Raw genomic sequence first — 18,590 nt, forward strand, 5'->3', positions numbered from 1 at the left:
GTCACAAAGGCATCCCCATGACCCGAGCCCCCTCCGGCGCAGCGCCGCGCCCGGACACCGAACCCCGGCCCCCCGCCGCACGACAGCAGCCGCCCGCCCGGCCGATGACCGCCGAACGGCGTGCCAACCGCGCCGGTCTCGCCTTCGTCTCTCCCACCCTGATCGTCGTCCTCGTCGTGGTCGTCCTGCCGATCCTGTGGACCCTCCTGCTGGCCTTCCAGCACGCCCGGCTCGTCGACATCCAGGGCATGGGCCTGTTCGGCCGCTGGACACTGGACAACTTCACGGCGGTCTTCGAATCGGCCGGATTCTGGTCCAGCCTGCTGACCACCCTGCTCTACACCGCGGGCGGCACCCTCGGCTCCGTCCTCCTCGGCCTGGTGGCCGCGCTCGCCCTGCGCCGCCCGTTCCGCGGCCGCGCCCTGCTGCGCGCGGCGATGCTCCTGCCGTACGTGGCGCCCGTCGTCGCCGTCGCCTTCGTGTGGGAGGTGGCGCTCAGCCCGCAGTACGGCATCGTGAACGACTGGGGGCACCGCCTCTTCGGCTGGGACGACCCCGTCGCCTTCCTCTCCACCCGCAGCTACGAAGTCGGCCTGTTCGGCGCGCACTTCCACATACCGCTGGCGCTGCTGACCGTCATCGCCTTCGAGTGCTGGCGCTACTTCCCGTTCGCCTTCCTCTTCCTGCTCGCCCGTCTCCAGGCGGTCCCGGACGGCCTGGAGGAGGCCGCGGAGGTCGACGGGGCCACCGTCTCGCAGCGCTTCCGGCACATCCTGCTCCCGCAGCTCATGCCGGTCATCGCCCTGCTGTGCGTGCTGCGCTTCATCATGACGTTCAACAAGTTCGACGACGTCTACCTGCTCACCGGCGGCGGCGCGGGCACCGACGTCGCGGCCGTCCGGGTCTACGACTTCCTGACCGCCCGCTACGACGTGGGCGCCGCGGCCGCCCAGGCGCTGGTGCTCGCGGTCTCGCTGATGATCCTGCTGGGCTGCTACTTCAAGTTCTTCGGCAACAAGGTCCAGGAGGAAGCGTGACCCGCAAGGCCGCCCTGAGCAGGGCCCGGTTCGAGGAGCGGTTCTTCGGCGTGGCGCGCTGGTGCGTCATCGCCTTCCTCGCCGTGATCACCGTGCTCCCCTTCTACTACATGCTGCTGCTGTCGGTGAAGCCCATCGACGCGCTGCTCCTCGACCCCGGCTCGCTGTGGGTCTCCGCCCGCGACCTCACCCTCGACACCTACCGGAACGTGCTGAAGTCGTCCGACGACGGCGGGCAGGGCTTCCTCGGCTTCCTGGCCAACTCGGCGCTGGTGTCGCTCGGCACGGTCGCGCTCACCCTGGTGGCCGCCGTACCGGGCGCCTACGCGGTGAGCCGGCTGAAGTTCTTCGGGCACCGCCAGGTCAGCGCCCTCTTCCTCGCGGTCTACCTGTTCCCCGCGACGCTGCTCGCCGTCCCGCTGTTCGTGATCTTCGCCCGGCTCGGCCTCTCCTCCAGCCTGGTGGGCCTGGCGGTGGTGTACGTCGCGCAGACCGTGCCGGTGTCCATCTACATGCTGAAGAACTACCTGGTCACCATCCCGTACTCGGTCGAGGAGGCCGCCGCGCTGGACGGTTGCTCGCGCCTGCAGACCCTCCGCAAGGTGATCCTGCCGCTGGCGCTGCCCTCGCTCATGGCGACCGGGCTGTACGTCTTCATGATCGCCTGGAACGAGTTCCTGTTCGCGCTGCTCTTCCTGGCCGCATCGCCCGGCAAGTGGACCGTCTCACTGGGCCTGGCCCAGCTGTCCAACGGCATCGAGGTGCCCAAGACGGTGCTGATGGCCGGTTCTGTGGTGCTGACGGTGCCCGTGGTACTTCTGTTCTTCGCCGCCGAACGGCTGCTCACCGAGGGCCTGACCAGCGGTGCCGACAAGAGCTGAAGCCCAGCGGAACCAGGAGTCCAGGGGGACATCATGATGACGCCCAGTCAGGTCAGCGCGGGAGGACTGCTCCAGCTCATCCGCGACGGACGCGCCAACACCCGCGCCGATCTCCAGCGCGTCACCGGCCTCTCCCGCTCCACCGTGGGCCAGCGGCTGGACCTGCTCAACCGGGCGGGCTGGATACGGCACACCACCGGCGCCTCGACCGGGGGCCGCCCCTCCGGCCGGATCGTGTTCGACCCGGCGCACGCGGCCGTCCTCGCCGTCGACCTGGAGACCCGGCACGCGCGGGCCGCCGTCCTGGACCTCGCGGGCACGATCCTCGCCGAGCACACCGGGCCCATGGAGATCGCCGACGGCCCCGAGCCGGTGCTGGACCGGCTCGTCGACTGGTTCCCCGACCTGCTGGCCGCCGCGGGCGTCTCCCCGGCCCGGATCTGCGGGATCGGCGTGTCCGTCCCCGGCCCGGTGGACTTCGCGACCGGCCGGGTCGTGGAGCCGCCCATCATGCCCGGCTGGGACCAGTACCCGATCCGGGAACGCCTCCAGGAGACCTACGCCCGGCGCATCGGCGGCTCCATGGAGGACGGCCCCGTACCGGTGTTCGTCGACAACGACGCCAACCTGATGGCCCTGGCCGAGCAGCGGGCCAACCACGCCGACTGCGACTCCTTCGTCCTGGTGAAGGCGTCCACCGGGATCGGCGCGGGCGTCGTCATCGGCGACTCCGTGTACCGGGGTATCGACGGCGGCGCGGGCGACATCGGGCACATCCGGCTGCACGACCGTCCCGACGCGCAGTGCATGTGCGGTGCGCACGGCTGCCTCGCCGCCGTGGCCAGCGGCGGCGCGCTCGCCCGCGAACTGGGCGCGCTCGGCCTGGACACCGCCTCCGGTCGCGATGTCCGGCGCCTGCTCGCCGAGGGCCACCCGGAGGCCGTACGGCTCGCGCGGGAAGCGGGACGGCGTACGGGCGAGGTGCTGGTCACGGTCGTCACCCTGCTCAACCCCGGTGTGCTGATGCTCGCGGGCGAGCTGTCCGGGGTCCCGTATCTCACCGGGGTGCGGGAACTGATCTACCAGCGCGCCATGCCGCGCACCACCGGCAACCTCCAGATCGTCACGTCCCGGCTCGGCGACCACGCCGGGCTCATCGGCGCCGCCGCCATGGTCGTGCAGTTCCTCTACTCGGCCGACCGCGCGGACGCCCGGCTGGAGCGGCTCGCTCGCTGAACCCGCCCTCTCCTCAACCTCGTTCGGACAGGAAGTCATGACCACACCCGTTCCCTGGCCGCACCGTCCCGTCGAGGTCGGACTGGTCGGTGCCGGTCCATGGGCCCACGCCATGCACGCCCGTGTGCTGGCCGCCGGACCCGAGACCCGGCTGTCCGCCGTCTGGGCCCGCCGCCCCGAGGCCGCCGCGCAGGCCGCCGCGCCCTACGGCGCCCATGTCGCCGCCGAATTCGAGGAGTTGCTCGACCACTGCGAGGCGGTCGCCTTCGCCGTGCCGCCCGCCGTGCAGGCCGAACTGGCCCCGCTCGCCGCGAAGCGGGGGAAGGCGCTGCTGCTGGAGAAACCGCTCGGCCCGGACCTGTCGGCGGCCCGACGGGTGGCCGACGCGGTCGCCGAGGCCGGTGTCGTCTCCCAGCTCGTCCTGACCAAGCGCTACCACCCCGCCACCCGGGCCTTCCTGCGGGCCGCGCGCACCCTGGACATCGTCGGCGCCCGCTCCTGCTACCTCCACGGGGCCTTCCTGGGCGGCGACTTCGCCACGGGCTGGCGGCTGGAACACGGCGCCCTGCTCGACCTCGGCCCGCATCTGCTGGACCTTCTCGACACGGCGATAGCCCCGATCACCGCCATCCGCCGCACCGGAGATCCGCGCCGCTGGACCGAGTTGACCTGCGAGCACGCGAACGGCGCCGTCAGCCAGGCCACTCTGTCGGGCAGCGTGGCCGTGCCCCGAGCGGTCACCACGGTCGAACTCTTCGGTCCCGCCGAGCCGTTGCGGTACGACACCGCCGGGATCGACCACGAGGAGTGCTGGCCCTTGCTACGCCAAGAGCTCGCCACCGCCGTACGCACGAACACCCCGACCGAGCTGGACGCCGGCCGGGGGCTGAGGCTGCAGGAACTGCTGGAGCTGGCGGCACAGGGCTGAGCCGCGCGCGCCGCTCAGGCGCCGAGGAGGAAGAGGCAGAAGACGTGGCCGTGGGGGTCGCGCAGCACGCGGACATCGTCCTGCGGCTGGTACTTCTCCACCGTCGCACCCAGGGCACACGCCCGCTCGGTCTCGGCGGCGAGGTCGTCGACCTGGATGTCCAGGTGGGCCTGCATCTGCTGCTCGCCGGGGCCGGACGGCCAGACCGGTGGGCGGAAATCCTTCTCCAACTGGAAGCTCAGACCCGGGCGTTCGCGCTCCAAGGCCTTGAGCCGGACCCAGTCGGACTCCCGGTCGACCTCTTCCCAGCCCAGCAGGGCGCGATAGAAATCGGCCAGTGCGGGCGGGTCGGGGGTACCGAGCACAAAGGCTGCGAGCAGTGTCGTCATGGCTCACCACTGCCCGCAGCCCACATTCCGCATGCTTCCGGATATCGGAATATCGATTCCGGCGTCAGCCTCCGACGTACCAGTGGAATCCGCCGTTGTTCGCGGCCACGATCATCAGAATGGCGAAGACCACGAGGTCCAGGATGCCGAGAACGACGGCCGCCTTCGCCATTCCGCGCCCGCCCTTGGCGCCCGACTGCCGCGCGCCGACGATACCGAAGATGATCGCCAGGGGGCCGAGAATGACGTTGAAGAAGAAGAACCCGGCAATACCGCACACCAGGCCCGCGATGGCGAGACCATTGGTCCGCGAACCGGATCGAGCGGCCGGCTGGCCACCGTAACTCGTCATGAGAACTCCCATTCCATGAAAAGAGGAATGCCGGTACGTCGAATGAACGCCCAGTCGCCTTTTTGTGCTTGGGCTCCGTGTGCCCGGGGGGCGTTGCGGCATTCCACGGGAAACCAGGGATTAAGTGGAACCTCGAATTCACTTCCGTACCGGTACGGGGACCCCGATCGCCGCGCCGGGCTCCGTTGCCCGCCGCCGAGGGGCGAAGGACGCCAGGGCCACCCCGCCGATCAGCAGTGCCGCCGCGCACCAGCGCAGGGCGCTCACCGGTTCGCCGAGGAAGAGGGCCGCGGAGGACATGCCGAAGAACGGGACGAGCAGGGAGAACGGCGCCACTGTGGACGCGGGGTGACGGCGCAGCAGCCAGCCCCAGGCGCCGAAGCCGAAGACGGTCGTGATCCAGGCGACGTGGAGGATCGTGCCCGCCCCCGGCCAGTCGAGGGCGGCGAGCGCGTCGAGGTCGCGGGACGGGCCCTCGGTGAGCAGGGAGAGGCCGAGCAGCGGCAGGACCGGGACCGTGCTGACCCACACCATGAAGTTCAGCGAGTCCGGCGGGGCGGCCTTGCGGGTCAGCACGTTGGACGCGCCCCAGCAGGCGGCGGCCAGCACGCACAGCACGAACGCCCCGAGCGGCCCCGACGCACCCTCGTCCAAGGCGGCCACGCCGATCCCGGCCAGCGCGACCGCCATGCCGAGCACCCCCAGCCGTGAGGGCCGCTCCCCGAGGACGGCGAAGGCGAACACGGCCGTGAACACCGCCTGGATCTGCAGCACCAGCGAGGACAGCCCGGCCGGCATGCCCCGGTCCATCGAGACGAACAGCAGCCCGAACTTGGCCACCCCCAGCACCAGTCCCACGGCCACGATCCACTTCCACGCCACCTTGGGGCGGCCGACCAGGAACACCGCCGGGAGCGCGGCCGCCAGGAAGCGCAGGGCGGAGAAGAGCAGCGGCGGGAAGTGCGCGAGGCCGATCTCGATGACGGTGAAGTTGACACCCCAGACGGCGGCGACGAGAACGGCGAGAGCGAGGTGGGACGGACGCATGGGGAGAGGATCACATCCCAGCTCGATGAAGCACCAGCGACGAGTTCTGCATGGTTGGATTAAGCGGTGCTGATGAGTTGAGTGGTCCGAGAGGTGGTCCCGCATGCTCGATCTCCAGCGGCTGCGCGCGCTGCACGCCGTGTCCGTGCACGGCAGTGTGGGCGCCGCCGCCTCCGCGCTGGGCTACACCCCGTCCGCCGTGTCCCAGCAGATCACCAAGCTGGAGCGCGAGACCAGGTCCGTCCTGCTGGAACGGGACGGCCGGGGCGTCCGCCTCACCGCCGAAGCCCGTCAACTCGCCTCCGCAGCACAGGAGATGCTTGCCGTCATGGAGCGGGCCGAGACGGAGCTGGAGCAGCGGCGTGGGGTGCCCGCCGGGCTGCTCATCGTCGCCGCCTTCGCCTCGGCGGCCCGTGGGCTGCTGCCGGAGGTGCTGGCCGAACTGGCCGTACGACACCCCGCGTTGGACGCCCGGCTCAGCGAGGTCGACCCGCATCTGTCCGTCGACATGGTGGCCAAGGGAGCCGTCGACCTGGCGGTGGTGCACGACTGGGACGTAGCCCCGCTGCCACTCCCGCCGGGGGTGCACAGGCGGTGCTCGGGGACGACCCGTGCACGCTGCTGGTGCCCCGGACGCATCCCTTCGCGGGGCGTACCTCCGTACGGCGTACGGAACTTGGCGGTCAGCGGTGGGTGTGCCAGCCGCCGGGGCGGGTGTGCCACGACTGGCTGATCCGTACCCTCCGCGAGGCCGGGCATACGCCGGAGATCGTCCATCAGGCCGATGAGAACCCGACGTTGGTCGCCCTCGTCGCGGCTGGCCTCGGCATCGGGCTCGTGCCCCGGCTGGGGCGTGGGCCGCTGCCGCCCGGCGCGGTGGAGGTGCCGCTCGATCCGGCACCGGTCCGCCGGTTGTACGCCCTGTGGCGTACGGGGGCGAGCGGGCGGCCGGCGATCGTGGAGACGGTGCGCGCGCTGCAGCAGGGGTGGGCGGAGTTGCCCGACGGGCCTGTGGGGTAGGCGGGGGAGACACGTCGGGGGAGGGCCAGGTCGTGTTCGAGGACTTCGAGACCAGCCGGATTCCGGTCGACGAGGCGTCGATCCTCGTCCGCCACGGCGGGCCGGGTCACGGCATCGACGCGGGGCACCATGTGGCGGAGGAGGCTCCGGAGGCGCTCGCGTCGTCGCTGGGGGACTTCTTCGGCGGCTCGCCTTCGCAGGACCTCCGGGTGACCCCACCTTCCTGAGGTTCCCGAGCCGCCGGGGCGCTACTCCGGCCTCCCCGGGGTACCGGGTGCTCACGCAGGCGCCGATTCCGGTGATCTGAGCAAGGCCCGGAATTCAGGGGGAGCATGATGAGTACCGCGACGGCGAAGCGGCTGCGGAAGAGCGCGCTGGACGTGTTCGGGTGGGACGAGCTGCGGCCCGAGCAGCTGGTGGCGATGGAAGCGGTGATGGAGCGGCGGGACACGCTGGTCGTGATGCCCACCGGAGCCGGGAAGTCGGCCGTCTACCAGGTGCCGGGGCTGCTGCTGCCGGGGCCGACCGTCGTGGTGTCGCCGCTCGTCGCCCTCCAGCGGGACCAGGTGCGGGGGCTGCTGAGCCGCGACGGCGCGGAAGCGGCGGCCGTGAACTCGTCCCAGAGCGGCAGCGAGAACGCGGCGGTGTGGGACCGGATCAGCGAGGGTGACGTCGACTTCCTCTTCCTGGCGCCCGAGCAGCTCGCCAAGGACGAGGTGGTCGAGCAGCTCGCCGCCGCGGAGCCCGCGCTGTTCGTCGTCGACGAGGCGCAGTGCGTGTCGTCGTGGGGGCACGACTTCCGCCCCGACTACCTGCGGCTCGGCCAGGTCATCGACCGGCTCGGCCGGCCTCCCGTACTGGCCCTGACCGCGAGCGCCGCCGCACCGGTACGGGCCGACATCGTCAGCCAGCTCGGCATGCGCGACGTGCACGAGGTGGTCACCGGCTTCGACCGGCCCAACATCCACCTGGAGGTCGTCCCGTTCCGGGAGGCCGCGGCCAAGAAGCGTGCCGTCGTCGAACGCGCCGCCGCGGAGGCCAAGCCCGGCCTCGTGTACGCCGGTACGCGCCGGGAGGCCGAGGAGTACGCCGACGAACTGAGCCTGCTCGGGCTGGACGCGGCCGCCTACCACGCGGGGCTGCCCGCACGGGAGCGGGGCGACGTGCACGACCGGTTCATGGCGGGCGAGCTGGACGTGGTCGTGGCGACCTCCGCCTTCGGGATGGGCATCGACAAGCCGAACGTCCGCTTCGTGCTGCACGCCTCCGTCCCCGGCTCCCTGGACGCCTATTACCAGGAGATCGGCCGCGCCGGACGCGACGGCGAGGAATCCCGCGCGATACTCGCCTACCGGCCGCAGGACCTCGGCATGCAGCGCTTCTTCGCGGCGGGACGGCCGGACCCGGACACCGTCACCCAGGTCGTGAGCACGCTGGAGGAGCACGACGGGCCCGTCCCGCCGACCGAGCTGCGCGACGAGACCAACCTGACGGCGAGCCGCCTCACGGCCGTCGTCAACCTCCTGGAGCAGGTCGACGCCGTGCACACCACCGAGGGCGGCGAACTGGAGGCCACCGGCACGGTCGGCCCGGAGGCCGCCGCACAGCAGGCGATCGAACTCGGCGACGCCCACCAGCAGTTGGAACGGTCCCGAGTCGACATGATGCGGGGCTACGCGGAGGCCACCGGCTGTCGGCGCCGGTTCCTGCTCGGCTACTTCGGTCAGGTCGGCGAGCAGGACGAGTCCTGCGGCGCGTGCGACCGGTGCGAGGCCGCCGAACTGGCGGAGGACGGCGGTACGGAGGGCGGACCCGCCGTACTGGCCGGTACGGGTGGCCCGATCCCCGAGTCGGCGTCTCCGACGCCCGCCGGGGACCAGCACCCCTTCCCGCCCGGCACTCTCGTACGGCACGAGCAGTGGGGGCAGGGGTCGGTCATGAGCGAGGAGAACGAGCGGTTGACGGTGCTGTTCGAGACGGTGGGATACCGCACGCTGTCCCTCGAGGTCATCAACAGGAACCATCTGCTGACCGTGTGCTGAGCTGGTCCGGAATGATGAACCCACCCTGACGGGGGAGCGGAAGGCGCCTGAAGGGTAAAAACCCAGGTCAGGCGCCTTACGTCTTCTGTCTAGAAAAAGCCCAGCTTCTTCGGCGAGTAGGAGACGAGGAGATTCTTCGTCTGCTGGTAGTGCTCCAGCATCATCTTGTGGGTCTCGCGGCCGATTCCGGACTGCTTGTAGCCGCCGAAGGCCGCGTGGGCCGGGTAGGCGTGGTAGCAGTTGGTCCAGACGCGGCCCGCCTGGATCGTGCGGCCGGCGCGGTAGGCGGTGTTGATGTCGCGGGTCCAGACGCCGGCGCCGAGGCCGTACAGCGTGTCGTTGGCCAGCATCATCGCGTCGTCGAAATCGTCGAAGGACGTCACCGAGACGACTGGGCCGAAGATCTCCTCCTGGAAGATCCGCATCCGGTTGTCGCCCTCGAAGATGGTCGGCTGGACGTAGTACCCGCCCTTCAGCTCGCCGTCGTACTCGACGCGTTCGCCACCGGTGAGCACCTTGGCGCCCTCCTGACGGCCGATGTCCAGGTAGGAGAGGATCTTCTCCAGCTGGTCGTTGGACGCCTGGGCGCCGATCATCGTGTCGGTGTCGAGCGGGTGCCCCGGCTTGATCTGCTGGGTGCGGGCCACGGCCGCCTCCAGGAAGTCGGTGTAGTGGCCGCGTTGGACGAGAGCCCGGGAGGGGCAGGTGCACACCTCGCCCTGGTTGAGCGCGAACATGGTGAAGCCCTCGAGCGCCTTGTCCCGGAAGTCGTCGTCGTGCGCCCACACGTCGTCGAAGAAGATGTTGGGCGACTTGCCGCCCAGCTCCAGCGTGACCGGCTTGATGTTCTCGGAGGCGTACTGCATGATCAGCCGCCCGGTCGTGGTCTCCCCGGTGAACGCCACCTTCGCGACCCGGGGGCTGGAGGCCAGCGGCTTGCCTGCCTCCACGCCGAAGCCGTTGACGATGTTGAGCACGCCCGGCGGCAGCAGGTCGGCGATCAGGCTCATCCAGTAGTGGATGGAGGCCGGGGTCTGTTCGGCGGGCTTGAGGATGACCGCGTTGCCCGCGGCGAGCGCGGGCGCCAGCTTCCAGGCCGCCATCAGGATCGGGAAGTTCCACGGGATGATCTGCGCGACGACCCCGAGCGGCTCGTGGAAGTGGTACGCCACGGTGTCGTCGTCGATCTCACCGAGCGACCCCTCCTGCGCGCGGATCGCCCCCGCGAAGTAACGGAAGTGGTCGATGGCCAGCGGAATGTCCGCGGCCAGCGTCTCACGGACCGGCTTGCCGTTCTCCCAGCTCTCGGCCACCGCCAAGGCCTCTAGGTTGGCCTCCATACGGTCGGCGATCTTCAGCAGCATGTCCGAACGCACCGTCACCGACGTACTGCCCCAGCCGGGCGCGGCCGCGTGCGCCGCGTCGAGTGCCCGCTCGACGTCCTCCGCGGTACCGCGAGCGATCTCGGTGAACGGCTGCCCGTTGACCGGCGACGGGTTCTCGAAGTACTGCCCGCGCGCCGGCGGCACGTACTCCCCGCCGATGAAGTGGTCGTACCGCGGCTGGTAGGAGACGATCGAGCCCTCGGAGCCGGGCGTCGCGTAACGGGTCATGCTGGTCTGCCTCCCGGTGCAGCGCTGCCCGCCGTTGGGCAGCTCCCGTCGTGAGGCTAGACGGGCGGACGTTGCGAACATGTTGCACCGCTGGTCACCCAGGGTGTCTGGCGGACGTGAGGACGACGGCTCGGTACCCCGGGAACGCCCAGTTCGGCTTCCAGCGCCGCGATCCGTGCCCGCGCCGGAGCGCTCGGTCGCACTGCCGCCAGAGCCCGCCAGACCAGCAGGTCGTGCTCACCCCAGGGCGCGTGCGCCCAGTCCGCCAGCAGATCCGGGTCGCCGCGCGTGATCAGTGCCGTCCGGAGGGCCGCGGCGAGCCTACGCCGCACCCGTACGACAGCCGGGGCCTCGGAGCCCGGCAGCAGCGGCCCGCGGTACGCCCGTATGGCGGCCGTGAGCGCACCCGTCTCCAGCTGCCGTTCCACCAGATCCGCGTCGCACTCGACCGGCAGGGACAGCCGGTACGGCCGGGATGCCAGCAGCCCGGGCGGCAGCAGCGGACGCAGTCTGGCCAGCTCGGCGCGCAAGGTCACCGGCGTCACCGATTCGTCCGCGTACAGCGCGCACAACAGCTCGTCGCCGGTCATGCCCTCGGGATGGCGGGCCAGGAGCACGAGAATCTCACTGTGCCGACGGCTCAGCCTGATCCGGCGGCCGCCGTCTGGACGGAGCTCCGCCTCGTCCCGGCCCAGCGCGCCCAGCGTGACGGTGTCTTCCAGCGGTTTCGGAGGGGTGAGGAGGCTGAGCTGTGACTCGGCCGCGCGGGCCACCGCCTGCACGAAGCCCAGGCTGTGCGGATGCGCCAGCCCGTCTCCTCCGGTGATGTCGACGGCTCCGAGGACCCGGCCGGTGTGCGGATCGTGGATCGGCGCGGCCGCACAGGTCCACGGCTGCACGCGCCGTATGAAGTGCTCCGCCGCGAAGACCTGCACCGGACGGTCCACGGCCACCGCTGTGCCCGGCGCGTTGGTGCCGACAGCCGCCTCCGACCACCGAGCCCCCGGCACGAAGTTCATCCGGTCCGCCCGCCGTAGCGTCGTCGGATGCCCCTCGACCCACATCAGCCTGCCGTGCGCGTCGCACACCGCGAGCAGATGCGAGCCGTCGGCGGCGAACGTGCCCACCAGTTCCCGGACCAGCGGCATGACCTGGGCCAGGGGATGCTCGGCGCGGTAGGCGCCGAGGTCGTCGTCGGTCAGTTCCACGCTCGCCGTGCCGTCCGGTCCCACACCTGCCCGCGCGCTGCGTCGCCACGACTCGGCCACCACTGGCCGGACCGGGCGCGGAACCGTACCGACGGTCGTGAAGGTCTCATGCGCTCGGCGCAGTGCCCGGACTCTTTCGCCTGGGTCGACTCCCGGCTCCAGAGCCACCCACTGATCGGTCAACTCGTCCTCCCTGCGAGGGAATCAACTGGGCCATCGTCACGCGCGACTCCTCCGCGGACAACCGGGCCGACGTGAGGTCAGGAGAAATTGACAAGCCTGATGTACCGGAACCAGTCCCAGTTCATCCCTGGGTCGGTGTGGTCGGTGCCGGGAACCTGGAAGTGGCCGATGATGTGCTCCCTGTCCTTGGGGATGCCGTACTTGTCGCACACCGCGGCCGTCAGTCTCGCGGACTGCTCGTAGAGGGCGTTGGTGAAGTAGGCGGGCTGGTCCACCCAGCCCTCGTGCTCGATGCCGATACTGCGGGTGTTGTAGGCCCAGTCGCCCGCGTGCCAGGCGACATCTGCTTCCCGGACGCACTGGGCGACATGGCCGTCCGCCGAGCGCACGAGATAGTGCGCGGACACCTTCTTCTCGGGGTTCTGGAAGATGGTGAGTGTGCGGGTGTAGGTCTCCTGGGTGACGTGGATGATCACTCGGTCGATCTTGTAGGCGGCGGGGCGGCTGGACGCCGTGTAGTTGCCGTTGCTCGCCGGCTGCCACTCGCCGGGCGGGTAGTCGAGCGCCGTCTGGGCGGCCGCCTGGGGGCCGGGGAGGAGTGCGTAGGGGACGGCGGCGAGTGCCGCGCCCTTGAGGATGCCGCGTCGGGTGAGGTGGGTACGGGGCTGGTTCATCTCCATCGTCGGCTGCCCTTCAGCAGTGTGAGTGTCACCTGCCGTGAATGAGGCGGCAGTTGAGTGTGTTGAGGTGCGCGGGTCCTTGAGAGCCGTCGCTGGAGGAGTGCGCGCGGTCGTGGGGGTGGTGCGCGCACAGTTCAGCGGAGTCGTGCGCGTATGACCGACACAGTGTCAGTTCCGGTCAGCGGGAACCGGGAATGGTCGTGGTGGTGTCGGCTCTGGTGTCGTGAGCCGGTCGATTCCATGTACATGTCTCCCCTCGATGCCGGTGTCGGCTGAGGCTCGGCGCGTGTGTGGCCTGCGCTTCCGCCGCTCAAGGGCAGCGGACGCGACACATGCGAATCACGGTACGGCGCACGGGAGTTGGGTAGAAGGGTGGGCGCCAGGTCCGTGGACAACTCGCGGATTGTGGATAAGTCGGCCACCCGTTCGAGGGGTATCGGGCATCAGCGAGCGTCACAGGCGTTCGTCATGGGCATCCACCGAAATGTCAGGGCCGTTCCGCCACCAACGCCGGATCGTCGAGCACGGCCCGCACCACCGAATGCGCGGCACCGAGCAGCGGCCCCTGCGGACCCAGCTCGGACACCGCGACAGGACATGGCGGACCGGCTGCGCGGCCGCGCAGCTCGCGTTGCAGAGAGGGGAGAAGCCATGGGGAGAGGGCCGCCAACGCACCACCCAGGACGATCGTGTCCGGGTCCAGGAGATTGACCGCTCCGGTCAGGGCGATGCCGAGCGCTGTACCGGCCTCGCCGAGTGCCGTGCGCACCTCGTCGTCGCCTGCCTCGGCCCGCTTCGCCAGCACCCCCATCACGTCCTCGCGGGCTTCGATCCCGGCCAGCCGCAGCACGGCCTCCTCTCCGGCGTACTGCTCCAGACAGCCGCGTCCCCCGCACGGACAGGGAGGGCCGTCCGGCCGGACCGGTACATGGCCCAGTTCGCCGGCGAATCCGCGGGTACCGCGCAGCAGCTGCCCGTTCACGACGATCGCCGCGCCGATGCCGATCTCCGCCGAGACGTGCAAGAAGTCGCCGGGTGTGCCGACGCCGAGCCACAGCTCGGCCAGCGCGCCGAAGTTGGCCTCGTTGTCCACGGTCAGCGGAACGCTGTCGGGCAGCACGCTGCCGAGGTCGGTGTCATGCCAGCCGAGATTGGGAGCACGTACGACGGTACGGCCGTCGCGGGCGACCAGTCCGGGTACGGCGACCGCGAGCCCGGCGACCCACAGGCCGTCCTTCTCCACCTCGGCCGTCACCTGCTGGATCAGTCGCGTCAGTTCCTGGGCCACGGACTCCGGAGACCGTCCCCGGTTCGCGCCGCGCCGTTCGGCTCGCGCGCGTACCGTGCCGCGAAGGTCGACGGCGCACACCGCGAGGTGGTCCACGCCGATCTCCGCGCCGATCCCGGCGGGACCGCGGCCGCTCACCGCGAGCGCGGAGCCGGGCCGTCCCACCCGGCTCGGTCGCTCGGGCCCCAGTTCCTCCAGCAGGTCCCAGCGGATCAGTTCGTCCACGAGGGAGGAAACGGCCGCCCGCGTGAGGCCGATGCGTGAGGCGACCGTGGCGCGTGACAGCGGGCCGTCCGTGCCGACGGTGTGCATGACCCGGGCAAGGTTGCGGCGACGCATGCCCTGCTGGGTGTCCGGCAGGGTGCGTCCGCTCCCCGTAGGTCGGCTGTCGTGCGGCGGTGCGGTCATGCCTCCGTCGATTCTTCGTGCCCATGTCCGTGGCGGGTGTGCGGCTGGCGGTTCGGTCGGCCGTCGCCTGCCGGGTCTTGCGTGTGGTCCTCCCTGGCAGTCCGGCGTCCGGCCGTACCCGGGCACGCGCCCGGTCGGGGCCTCGTCGGGCTCAGAGGGAGTCCGTATCCCGCTCCAACAGCGGGGACGCGTCGGAGAGTACCCCGGCGATCCGGGCCAGGGCTTCCTCGTTCCGTTCCACGGCGTCCAGGACGCGTCCCTCCGTCGTGTTCCAGCGGCGAGCGACGGCCGCCGGGTCCTCGCCGGTCAGGAGCCCCGCCGCTTGAGCGGCCGCGCCGAGCGCGACCAGTTCCTTCGCCTCGGGGATCTGTACCGGCCGCCCCGACAGTCGTCGCACCGTCTGCTGCCAGGCCGTCCCGCGTGCGCCGCCACCGATCAGCAGGAGGGGAGCGGTGCGGTCGGCGTCCTGGTCGAGGACCAGGTCCAGTGCGCCGAGCAGCGAGTGCACCGCGCCGTCGTAGGCGGCCTGGAGTACCTGACCGGGGGTCGTGTCATGGCGCAGGCCGTGCAACAGCCCGGAGGCGTGGGGCAGATTCGGGGTGCGTTCGCCGTCCAGATAGGGCAGCAGGGTCACCGAGGTGCCGGGCTCCACGGCCTCGCGGTCCAGTCCCAGCAGCGCCGCGACCCGGTCCACGGCGAGGGTGCAGTTCAGGGTGCAGGCAAGGGGAAGCCAGGCGCCGTGCGCGTCGGCGAAGCCCGCCACCGTGCCGGTCGGATCGGTGGGGCGGCGCTCCGAGACCGCGTACACCGTGCCCGATGTGCCGAGGCTGAGCACCGGGGTGCCCGGGCGAAGGCCGAGACCGAGCGCGGCGGCCGCGTTGTCCCCGGTTCCCGGCGCCACCAGAGTGCCCTTGGAGAACGGCAGGTCATGGCCGTCGCGCACGGTGCCGACCACCTCGCCGGGCCGCGCCACCCGGGGCAGCAGTGCCGGATCGAGCCCCACGTGCGCGAGGGTCTCCTCGTGGTACGACTCCGTCGCCGACGCCCACCAACCGGTGCCGGAGACATCGCCACGGTCGGTCGTGCCCAGGCCGGTGAGACGTTCGGTGAGGTAGTCGTGGGGGAGACGCACGGACCTGGTGGCGCGGACCGCGTCCGGCTCGTGTTCCGCGAGCCACGCCCACTTCGACACCGTGAACGACGCGCCCGGCACGCTGCCCGTGCGCTCCGCCCAGGCGTCCGGGCCGCCCAGTTCGTCCACAAGACGCCGGGCCTGCGGTGCCGAGCGGACGTCGTTCCACAGCAGCGCGGGGCGTACCGGCTCGCCGTGCGCGTCCATTGTGACCAGGCCGTGCTGCTGGCCGCCGATCGACACCGCCGCCGCCTCTTGCGCCGCCTCGCCGCACTGGCGCAGCGCCTCGCACAGCGCGTCCCACCACTGACGCGGATCGCTCTCCCGTCCGGCGCCCGACGTCACCTTGTGCGCGGCCTGGCCGCTCGCCACCACCTGTCCGGTGGACGCGTCGACGACCAGTGCCTTCGTGGACTGGGTGGACGTGTCCACACCGACGACGAGCGGACCCTCGGCTGCTGACATTCGGGCTCTCCCTCTTCTGCGGCGTCATCGACCGGCAGCGACGCCGTTCGTCGATGGCGCCCCGGTGTCGGAGACATCCGGTCTCTTCCCAGAGGCGCCTCCGCATACTAATTTGTAAACGGCCATGACGAAATAGTCGTACGCACCGAGGAGCCGCGGTATGAACTACCAGCCCACCCCCGAGGACAAGTTCACCTTCGGCCTGTGGACCGTCGGTTGGCAGGGGAGGGACCCGTTCGGCGACGCCACCCGCCGTGCCCTCGACCCGGTCGAGTCCGTGCAGCGGCTGGCCGAGCTCGGCGCGCACGGGGTGACCTTCCACGACGACGACCTGATCCCCTTCGGCGCCTCCGAGACCGAGCGCGAGTCGCACATCAAGCGCTTCCGCCAGGCCCTGGACGCGACCGGCATGGCCGTACCGATGGCGACGACCAACCTCTTCACCCACCCCGTCTTCAAGGACGGCGCGTTCACCGCCAACGACCGCGACGTGCGCCGCTACGCGCTCCGCAAGACGATCCGCAACATCGACCTCGCCGTCGAACTGGGCGCGGAGACCTATGTCGCCTGGGGCGGCCGTGAGGGTGCCGAGTCAGGTGGCGCCAAGGACGTCCGGGCGGCCCTGGACCGTATGAAGGAGGCGTTCGACCTCCTCGGTGAGTACGTCACCGCCCAGGGCTACGACATCCGCTTCGCCATCGAGCCCAAGCCCAACGAGCCGCGCGGTGACATCCTGCTCCCCACCGTCGGCCATGCCCTCGCCTTCATCGAGCGCCTGGAGCGCCCCGAGCTGTACGGCGTCAACCCCGAGGTCGGGCACGAGCAGATGGCCGGGCTCAACTTCCCCCACGGCATCGCGCAGGCTCTCTGGGCGGGCAAGCTCTTCCACATCGACCTCAACGGCCAGTCGGGCATCAAGTACGACCAGGACCTGCGCTTCGGTGCCGGTGACCTTCGGGCCGCCTTCTGGCTCGTCGACCTCCTGGAGACCGCCGGGTACGAGGGGCCCCGGCACTTCGACTTCAAGCCGCCGCGGACCGAGGACCTCGACGGCGTCTGGGCTTCGGCCGCCGGATGCATGCGCAACTACCTCATCCTGAAGGACCGCGCGACCGCCTTCCGCGCCGACCCGGAGGTGCAGGAAGCACTGCGCGCTTCGCGGCTGGACGAGCTGGCGCTGCCCACGGCCGCGGACGGCCTCGACGACCTGCTCGCCGACCGTTCGGCCTTCGAGGACTTCGACGTCGACTCCGCCGCCGCACGTGGCATGGCCTTCGAGCAGCTCGACCAGCTCGCGATGGATCACCTGCTCGGCGCACGCGGCTGACAGGGCGCGCGCGTGGACGGTCCACTGTGGCCGGGCACGCGCGCCCCGCGTCTTCCCATCGGCATCGGTGAGTGCTGGATGGACTCGTCGCTCGTCGCTGGAGCGGGTGATCACCCTCAGGGCCACGGAGATCGTTTGCAGCCTCCGAACGGCGTCTCAGGGTTCCTCAGGGTCCGGTTTCGGGGATGTCTCAGGGGCGGCGGCCGGAACCGTGGGGTGCCCGGGACCGTTTTCCATGCAGAGAGCGGCAGTGGGACGTGACGAAGGAGGCGGAGCGCATGTCGAGAAACGCGAAGATCGCCGTAGGTGGCGTGGCGGTCGGGCTGATCTTGTTGATATGGCTGCCCTGGTGGGTGGCGTTCCTGATCGTGGTGGGGGTTCCCGCCGCCGCGTACCTGGCGCTGGACCCCTCGCAGCGGCGCAGGCTGCGCCGGGTCACGCGCAAGGAGATCGGCCGCTGAGCCGAGCGGGGTCAGATCGGACGTACGGCGATCTTGTCCAGCCCTTCCAGCAGGCCGGGGAGTTCAGGACCGCGTCCCACGGGGATGACCTCGCCGGGCTCCGCGTCGAGCAGGACGAACGCGATGTCGTCGGTGCGGGCCACGATCGACCAGCCGGGACCGTCGGCACGCAGCGTCCGCGCGTCACCAGGGGCGAACGACGAACGGACACGTCCGAGGGGCGGCGGCGCGTCGATGTAGGCGCGCGCCTGCGCCAGCGCCTCGCGTACGCCCGGATGCCGGGGCTTGGCCGCAGCTCCGGGTTCGGCGCCGGTGTCGGCCTCGGTCTCCGGTGCGGGTGCTTCGGTACTTGAAGGGCGCTCCTTCGGCAGGACGTCGGCGTCATCGAGCCGACCGCGCCACTCCGCCCATTGGAGGGCTATCTCGTCGGCACCGAGGCGCCGCTGGGCCGCCCCCCAGATGCTGGTGTCTGGCGGGCTGAGCGGAGGTGGGTCCTCGGCATCGGTGACCGGATCGTGCGGGGCCGGTACGTCGGGTGCGGCGACGGCCAGTGCCAGCGGCCAGCCGGGGAGGGCCGCCACGAGCGTGCGCTCGTCGGGCGACAGGTCGTACTCCATGCCGCAGTCCCAGGAGGCGATCGCCACCGCGACCAGGGAGACGTCGTCGATGACCGCCGTCCACCGCGCTCCGGCACCGTCCTGCCCGAGCACCAGCCCGTACCCCTCGTCGAGCGGTGTGAGACCCAGTGCCGAGCAGGCCGCGGGGTAGTCGTCACCCAGCACGCTCGGGAACTGCGCGGGCGTCAGCAGCACCGCCGTCAACACGTACAGCGCTTCGTCCGCGGCAGCCACGGGTGCATCGTCCGACCCGGCCATCTCAGCCTCCCCAGTGGT

The 18,590-nt window shown here is 70.9% G+C and carries 17 protein-coding genes and 1 pseudogene; 9 read left to right on the forward strand and 9 right to left on the reverse strand.

The annotated features are described in order from the left end of the window. Positions 1-17: 17 nt before the first annotated feature. From ACIPPM_RS19130 to ACIPPM_RS19145, 4 genes are read left to right on the forward strand one after another with little or no spacing between them, the layout of a single operon-like run. On the forward strand, positions 18-1,037 hold the full coding sequence (locus tag ACIPPM_RS19130) for a carbohydrate ABC transporter permease (RefSeq protein WP_401449069.1): 1,020 nt from the start codon (positions 18-20) through the stop codon (positions 1,035-1,037). Further along, positions 1,034-1,918 carry a carbohydrate ABC transporter permease gene (locus ACIPPM_RS19135; protein ID WP_401449071.1) on the forward strand — a complete coding sequence of 295 codons (885 nt, stop codon included), beginning with the start codon at positions 1,034-1,036 and terminating at the stop codon, positions 1,916-1,918. Before ACIPPM_RS19130 ends, ACIPPM_RS19135 begins: the two co-directional genes overlap by 4 nt. 36 nt (positions 1,919-1,954) lie before the next feature. Next, on the forward strand, positions 1,955-3,154 hold the full coding sequence (locus ACIPPM_RS19140) for an ROK family transcriptional regulator (RefSeq protein WP_401450112.1): 1,200 nt from the start codon (positions 1,955-1,957) through the stop codon (positions 3,152-3,154). Between the two features lie 37 nt (positions 3,155-3,191). Next, positions 3,192-4,082 (forward strand): Gfo/Idh/MocA family protein, encoded by an 891-nt coding sequence (locus ACIPPM_RS19145; protein ID WP_401449073.1) that lies wholly within the window; start codon positions 3,192-3,194, stop codon positions 4,080-4,082. A gap of 14 nt (positions 4,083-4,096) precedes the next feature. Here the strand turns inward: ACIPPM_RS19145 and ACIPPM_RS19150 are convergent, their stop codons facing one another. From ACIPPM_RS19150 to ACIPPM_RS19160, 3 genes are all read right to left on the reverse strand, one after another. Then, positions 4,097-4,471, reverse strand: a complete 375-nt coding sequence (locus ACIPPM_RS19150; RefSeq protein WP_401449075.1) for a VOC family protein — start codon at positions 4,469-4,471, stop codon at positions 4,097-4,099. A 64-nt stretch (positions 4,472-4,535) separates the two neighbouring features. Continuing rightward, positions 4,536-4,823: a DUF4190 domain-containing protein gene (locus tag ACIPPM_RS19155; protein ID WP_401449078.1), complete on the reverse strand. Its 288-nt coding sequence runs from the start codon at positions 4,821-4,823 to the stop codon at positions 4,536-4,538. Positions 4,824-4,961: 138 nt separating this feature from the next. After that, positions 4,962-5,870, reverse strand: coding sequence for an EamA family transporter (locus ACIPPM_RS19160; protein WP_401449080.1), 909 nt, complete (start codon positions 5,868-5,870; stop codon positions 4,962-4,964). A 103-nt stretch (positions 5,871-5,973) separates the two neighbouring features. Here ACIPPM_RS19160 and ACIPPM_RS19165 point away from each other — a divergent pair. The 3 genes and pseudogenes from ACIPPM_RS19165 (at position 5,974) to ACIPPM_RS19175 (ending at position 8,932) form a co-directional block, all read left to right on the forward strand. Continuing rightward, positions 5,974-6,890: pseudogene (locus tag ACIPPM_RS19165) on the forward strand (LysR family transcriptional regulator). Between the two features lie 32 nt (positions 6,891-6,922). Next, the gene (locus ACIPPM_RS19170) at positions 6,923-7,117 is read left to right on the forward strand and encodes a hypothetical protein (RefSeq protein ID WP_401449082.1); all 195 of its coding nucleotides are present in this window, start codon (positions 6,923-6,925) and stop codon (positions 7,115-7,117) included. A 108-nt stretch (positions 7,118-7,225) separates the two neighbouring features. After that, on the forward strand, positions 7,226-8,932 hold the full coding sequence (locus tag ACIPPM_RS19175) for a RecQ family ATP-dependent DNA helicase (protein ID WP_401449084.1): 1,707 nt from the start codon (positions 7,226-7,228) through the stop codon (positions 8,930-8,932). Positions 8,933-9,021: 89 nt separating this feature from the next. Here the strand turns inward: ACIPPM_RS19175 and adh are convergent, their stop codons facing one another. The 5 genes from adh to xylB all read right to left on the reverse strand — a co-directional run bounded on the left by adh (position 9,022) and on the right by xylB (position 15,909). After that, positions 9,022-10,545 carry an aldehyde dehydrogenase gene (gene adh / locus ACIPPM_RS19180; protein ID WP_401449086.1) on the reverse strand — a complete coding sequence of 508 codons (1,524 nt, stop codon included), beginning with the start codon at positions 10,543-10,545 and terminating at the stop codon, positions 9,022-9,024. 56 nt (positions 10,546-10,601) lie between these two features. Then, the gene (locus ACIPPM_RS19185; RefSeq protein ID WP_401449088.1) at positions 10,602-11,936 is read right to left on the reverse strand and encodes a GAF domain-containing protein; all 1,335 of its coding nucleotides are present in this window, start codon (positions 11,934-11,936) and stop codon (positions 10,602-10,604) included. Positions 11,937-12,013: 77 nt separating this feature from the next. Further along, positions 12,014-12,610 (reverse strand): N-acetylmuramoyl-L-alanine amidase, encoded by a 597-nt coding sequence (locus ACIPPM_RS19190; RefSeq protein WP_401449090.1) that lies wholly within the window; start codon positions 12,608-12,610, stop codon positions 12,014-12,016. Positions 12,611-13,103: 493 nt separating this feature from the next. Then, the gene (locus ACIPPM_RS19195; protein ID WP_401449093.1) at positions 13,104-14,312 is read right to left on the reverse strand and encodes an ROK family protein; all 1,209 of its coding nucleotides are present in this window, start codon (positions 14,310-14,312) and stop codon (positions 13,104-13,106) included. Between the two features lie 151 nt (positions 14,313-14,463). Further along, positions 14,464-15,909 (reverse strand): xylulokinase, encoded by a 1,446-nt coding sequence (gene xylB, locus ACIPPM_RS19200; protein WP_401449095.1) that lies wholly within the window; start codon positions 15,907-15,909, stop codon positions 14,464-14,466. 160 nt (positions 15,910-16,069) lie between these two features. Here xylB and xylA point away from each other — a divergent pair, with 160 nt between their 5' ends. Both xylA and ACIPPM_RS19210 read left to right on the forward strand, forming a co-directional pair. After that, on the forward strand, positions 16,070-17,236 hold the full coding sequence (gene xylA / locus ACIPPM_RS19205) for a xylose isomerase (RefSeq protein ID WP_401449098.1): 1,167 nt from the start codon (positions 16,070-16,072) through the stop codon (positions 17,234-17,236). 278 nt (positions 17,237-17,514) lie between these two features. Next, positions 17,515-17,697: a hypothetical protein gene (locus ACIPPM_RS19210; protein ID WP_399714630.1), complete on the forward strand. Its 183-nt coding sequence runs from the start codon at positions 17,515-17,517 to the stop codon at positions 17,695-17,697. An 11-nt stretch (positions 17,698-17,708) separates the two neighbouring features. Here ACIPPM_RS19210 and ACIPPM_RS19215 read toward each other — a convergent pair whose 3' ends face one another. After that, the gene (locus ACIPPM_RS19215; RefSeq protein WP_401449101.1) at positions 17,709-18,572 is read right to left on the reverse strand and encodes a hypothetical protein; all 864 of its coding nucleotides are present in this window, start codon (positions 18,570-18,572) and stop codon (positions 17,709-17,711) included. Positions 18,573-18,590: the final 18 nt, after the last annotated feature.

Source organism: Streptomyces sp. NPDC090119, assembly GCF_044747085.1.
In the GTDB taxonomy this organism is placed as follows: Bacteria; Actinomycetota; Actinomycetes; order Streptomycetales; family Streptomycetaceae; genus Streptomyces.

Excerpts from the sequence above, each read along its gene's own strand:
- ACIPPM_RS19130 (WP_401449069.1), top strand. The coding sequence starts at position 18 with ATGACCCGAGCCCCCTCCGGCGCAGCGCCGCGCCCGGACACCGAACCC.
- ACIPPM_RS19140 (WP_401450112.1), top strand. The coding sequence starts at position 1,955 with ATGACGCCCAGTCAGGTCAGCGCGGGAGGACTGCTCCAGCTCATCCGC.
- ACIPPM_RS19145 (WP_401449073.1), top strand. The coding sequence starts at position 3,192 with ATGACCACACCCGTTCCCTGGCCGCACCGTCCCGTCGAGGTCGGACTG.
- ACIPPM_RS19150 (WP_401449075.1), bottom strand. The coding sequence starts at position 4,471 with ATGACGACACTGCTCGCAGCCTTTGTGCTCGGTACCCCCGACCCGCCC.
- ACIPPM_RS19155 (WP_401449078.1), bottom strand. The coding sequence starts at position 4,823 with ATGACGAGTTACGGTGGCCAGCCGGCCGCTCGATCCGGTTCGCGGACC.
- ACIPPM_RS19160 (WP_401449080.1), bottom strand. The coding sequence starts at position 5,870 with ATGCGTCCGTCCCACCTCGCTCTCGCCGTTCTCGTCGCCGCCGTCTGG.
- ACIPPM_RS19175 (WP_401449084.1), top strand. The coding sequence starts at position 7,226 with ATGAGTACCGCGACGGCGAAGCGGCTGCGGAAGAGCGCGCTGGACGTG.
- adh (WP_401449086.1), bottom strand. The coding sequence starts at position 10,545 with ATGACCCGTTACGCGACGCCCGGCTCCGAGGGCTCGATCGTCTCCTAC.
- ACIPPM_RS19190 (WP_401449090.1), bottom strand. The coding sequence starts at position 12,610 with ATGAACCAGCCCCGTACCCACCTCACCCGACGCGGCATCCTCAAGGGC.
- ACIPPM_RS19195 (WP_401449093.1), bottom strand. The coding sequence starts at position 14,312 with ATGACCGCACCGCCGCACGACAGCCGACCTACGGGGAGCGGACGCACC.
- xylB (WP_401449095.1), bottom strand. The coding sequence starts at position 15,909 with ATGTCAGCAGCCGAGGGTCCGCTCGTCGTCGGTGTGGACACGTCCACC.
- xylA (WP_401449098.1), top strand. The coding sequence starts at position 16,070 with ATGAACTACCAGCCCACCCCCGAGGACAAGTTCACCTTCGGCCTGTGG.
- ACIPPM_RS19210 (WP_399714630.1), top strand. The coding sequence starts at position 17,515 with ATGTCGAGAAACGCGAAGATCGCCGTAGGTGGCGTGGCGGTCGGGCTG.
- ACIPPM_RS19215 (WP_401449101.1), bottom strand. The coding sequence starts at position 18,572 with ATGGCCGGGTCGGACGATGCACCCGTGGCTGCCGCGGACGAAGCGCTG.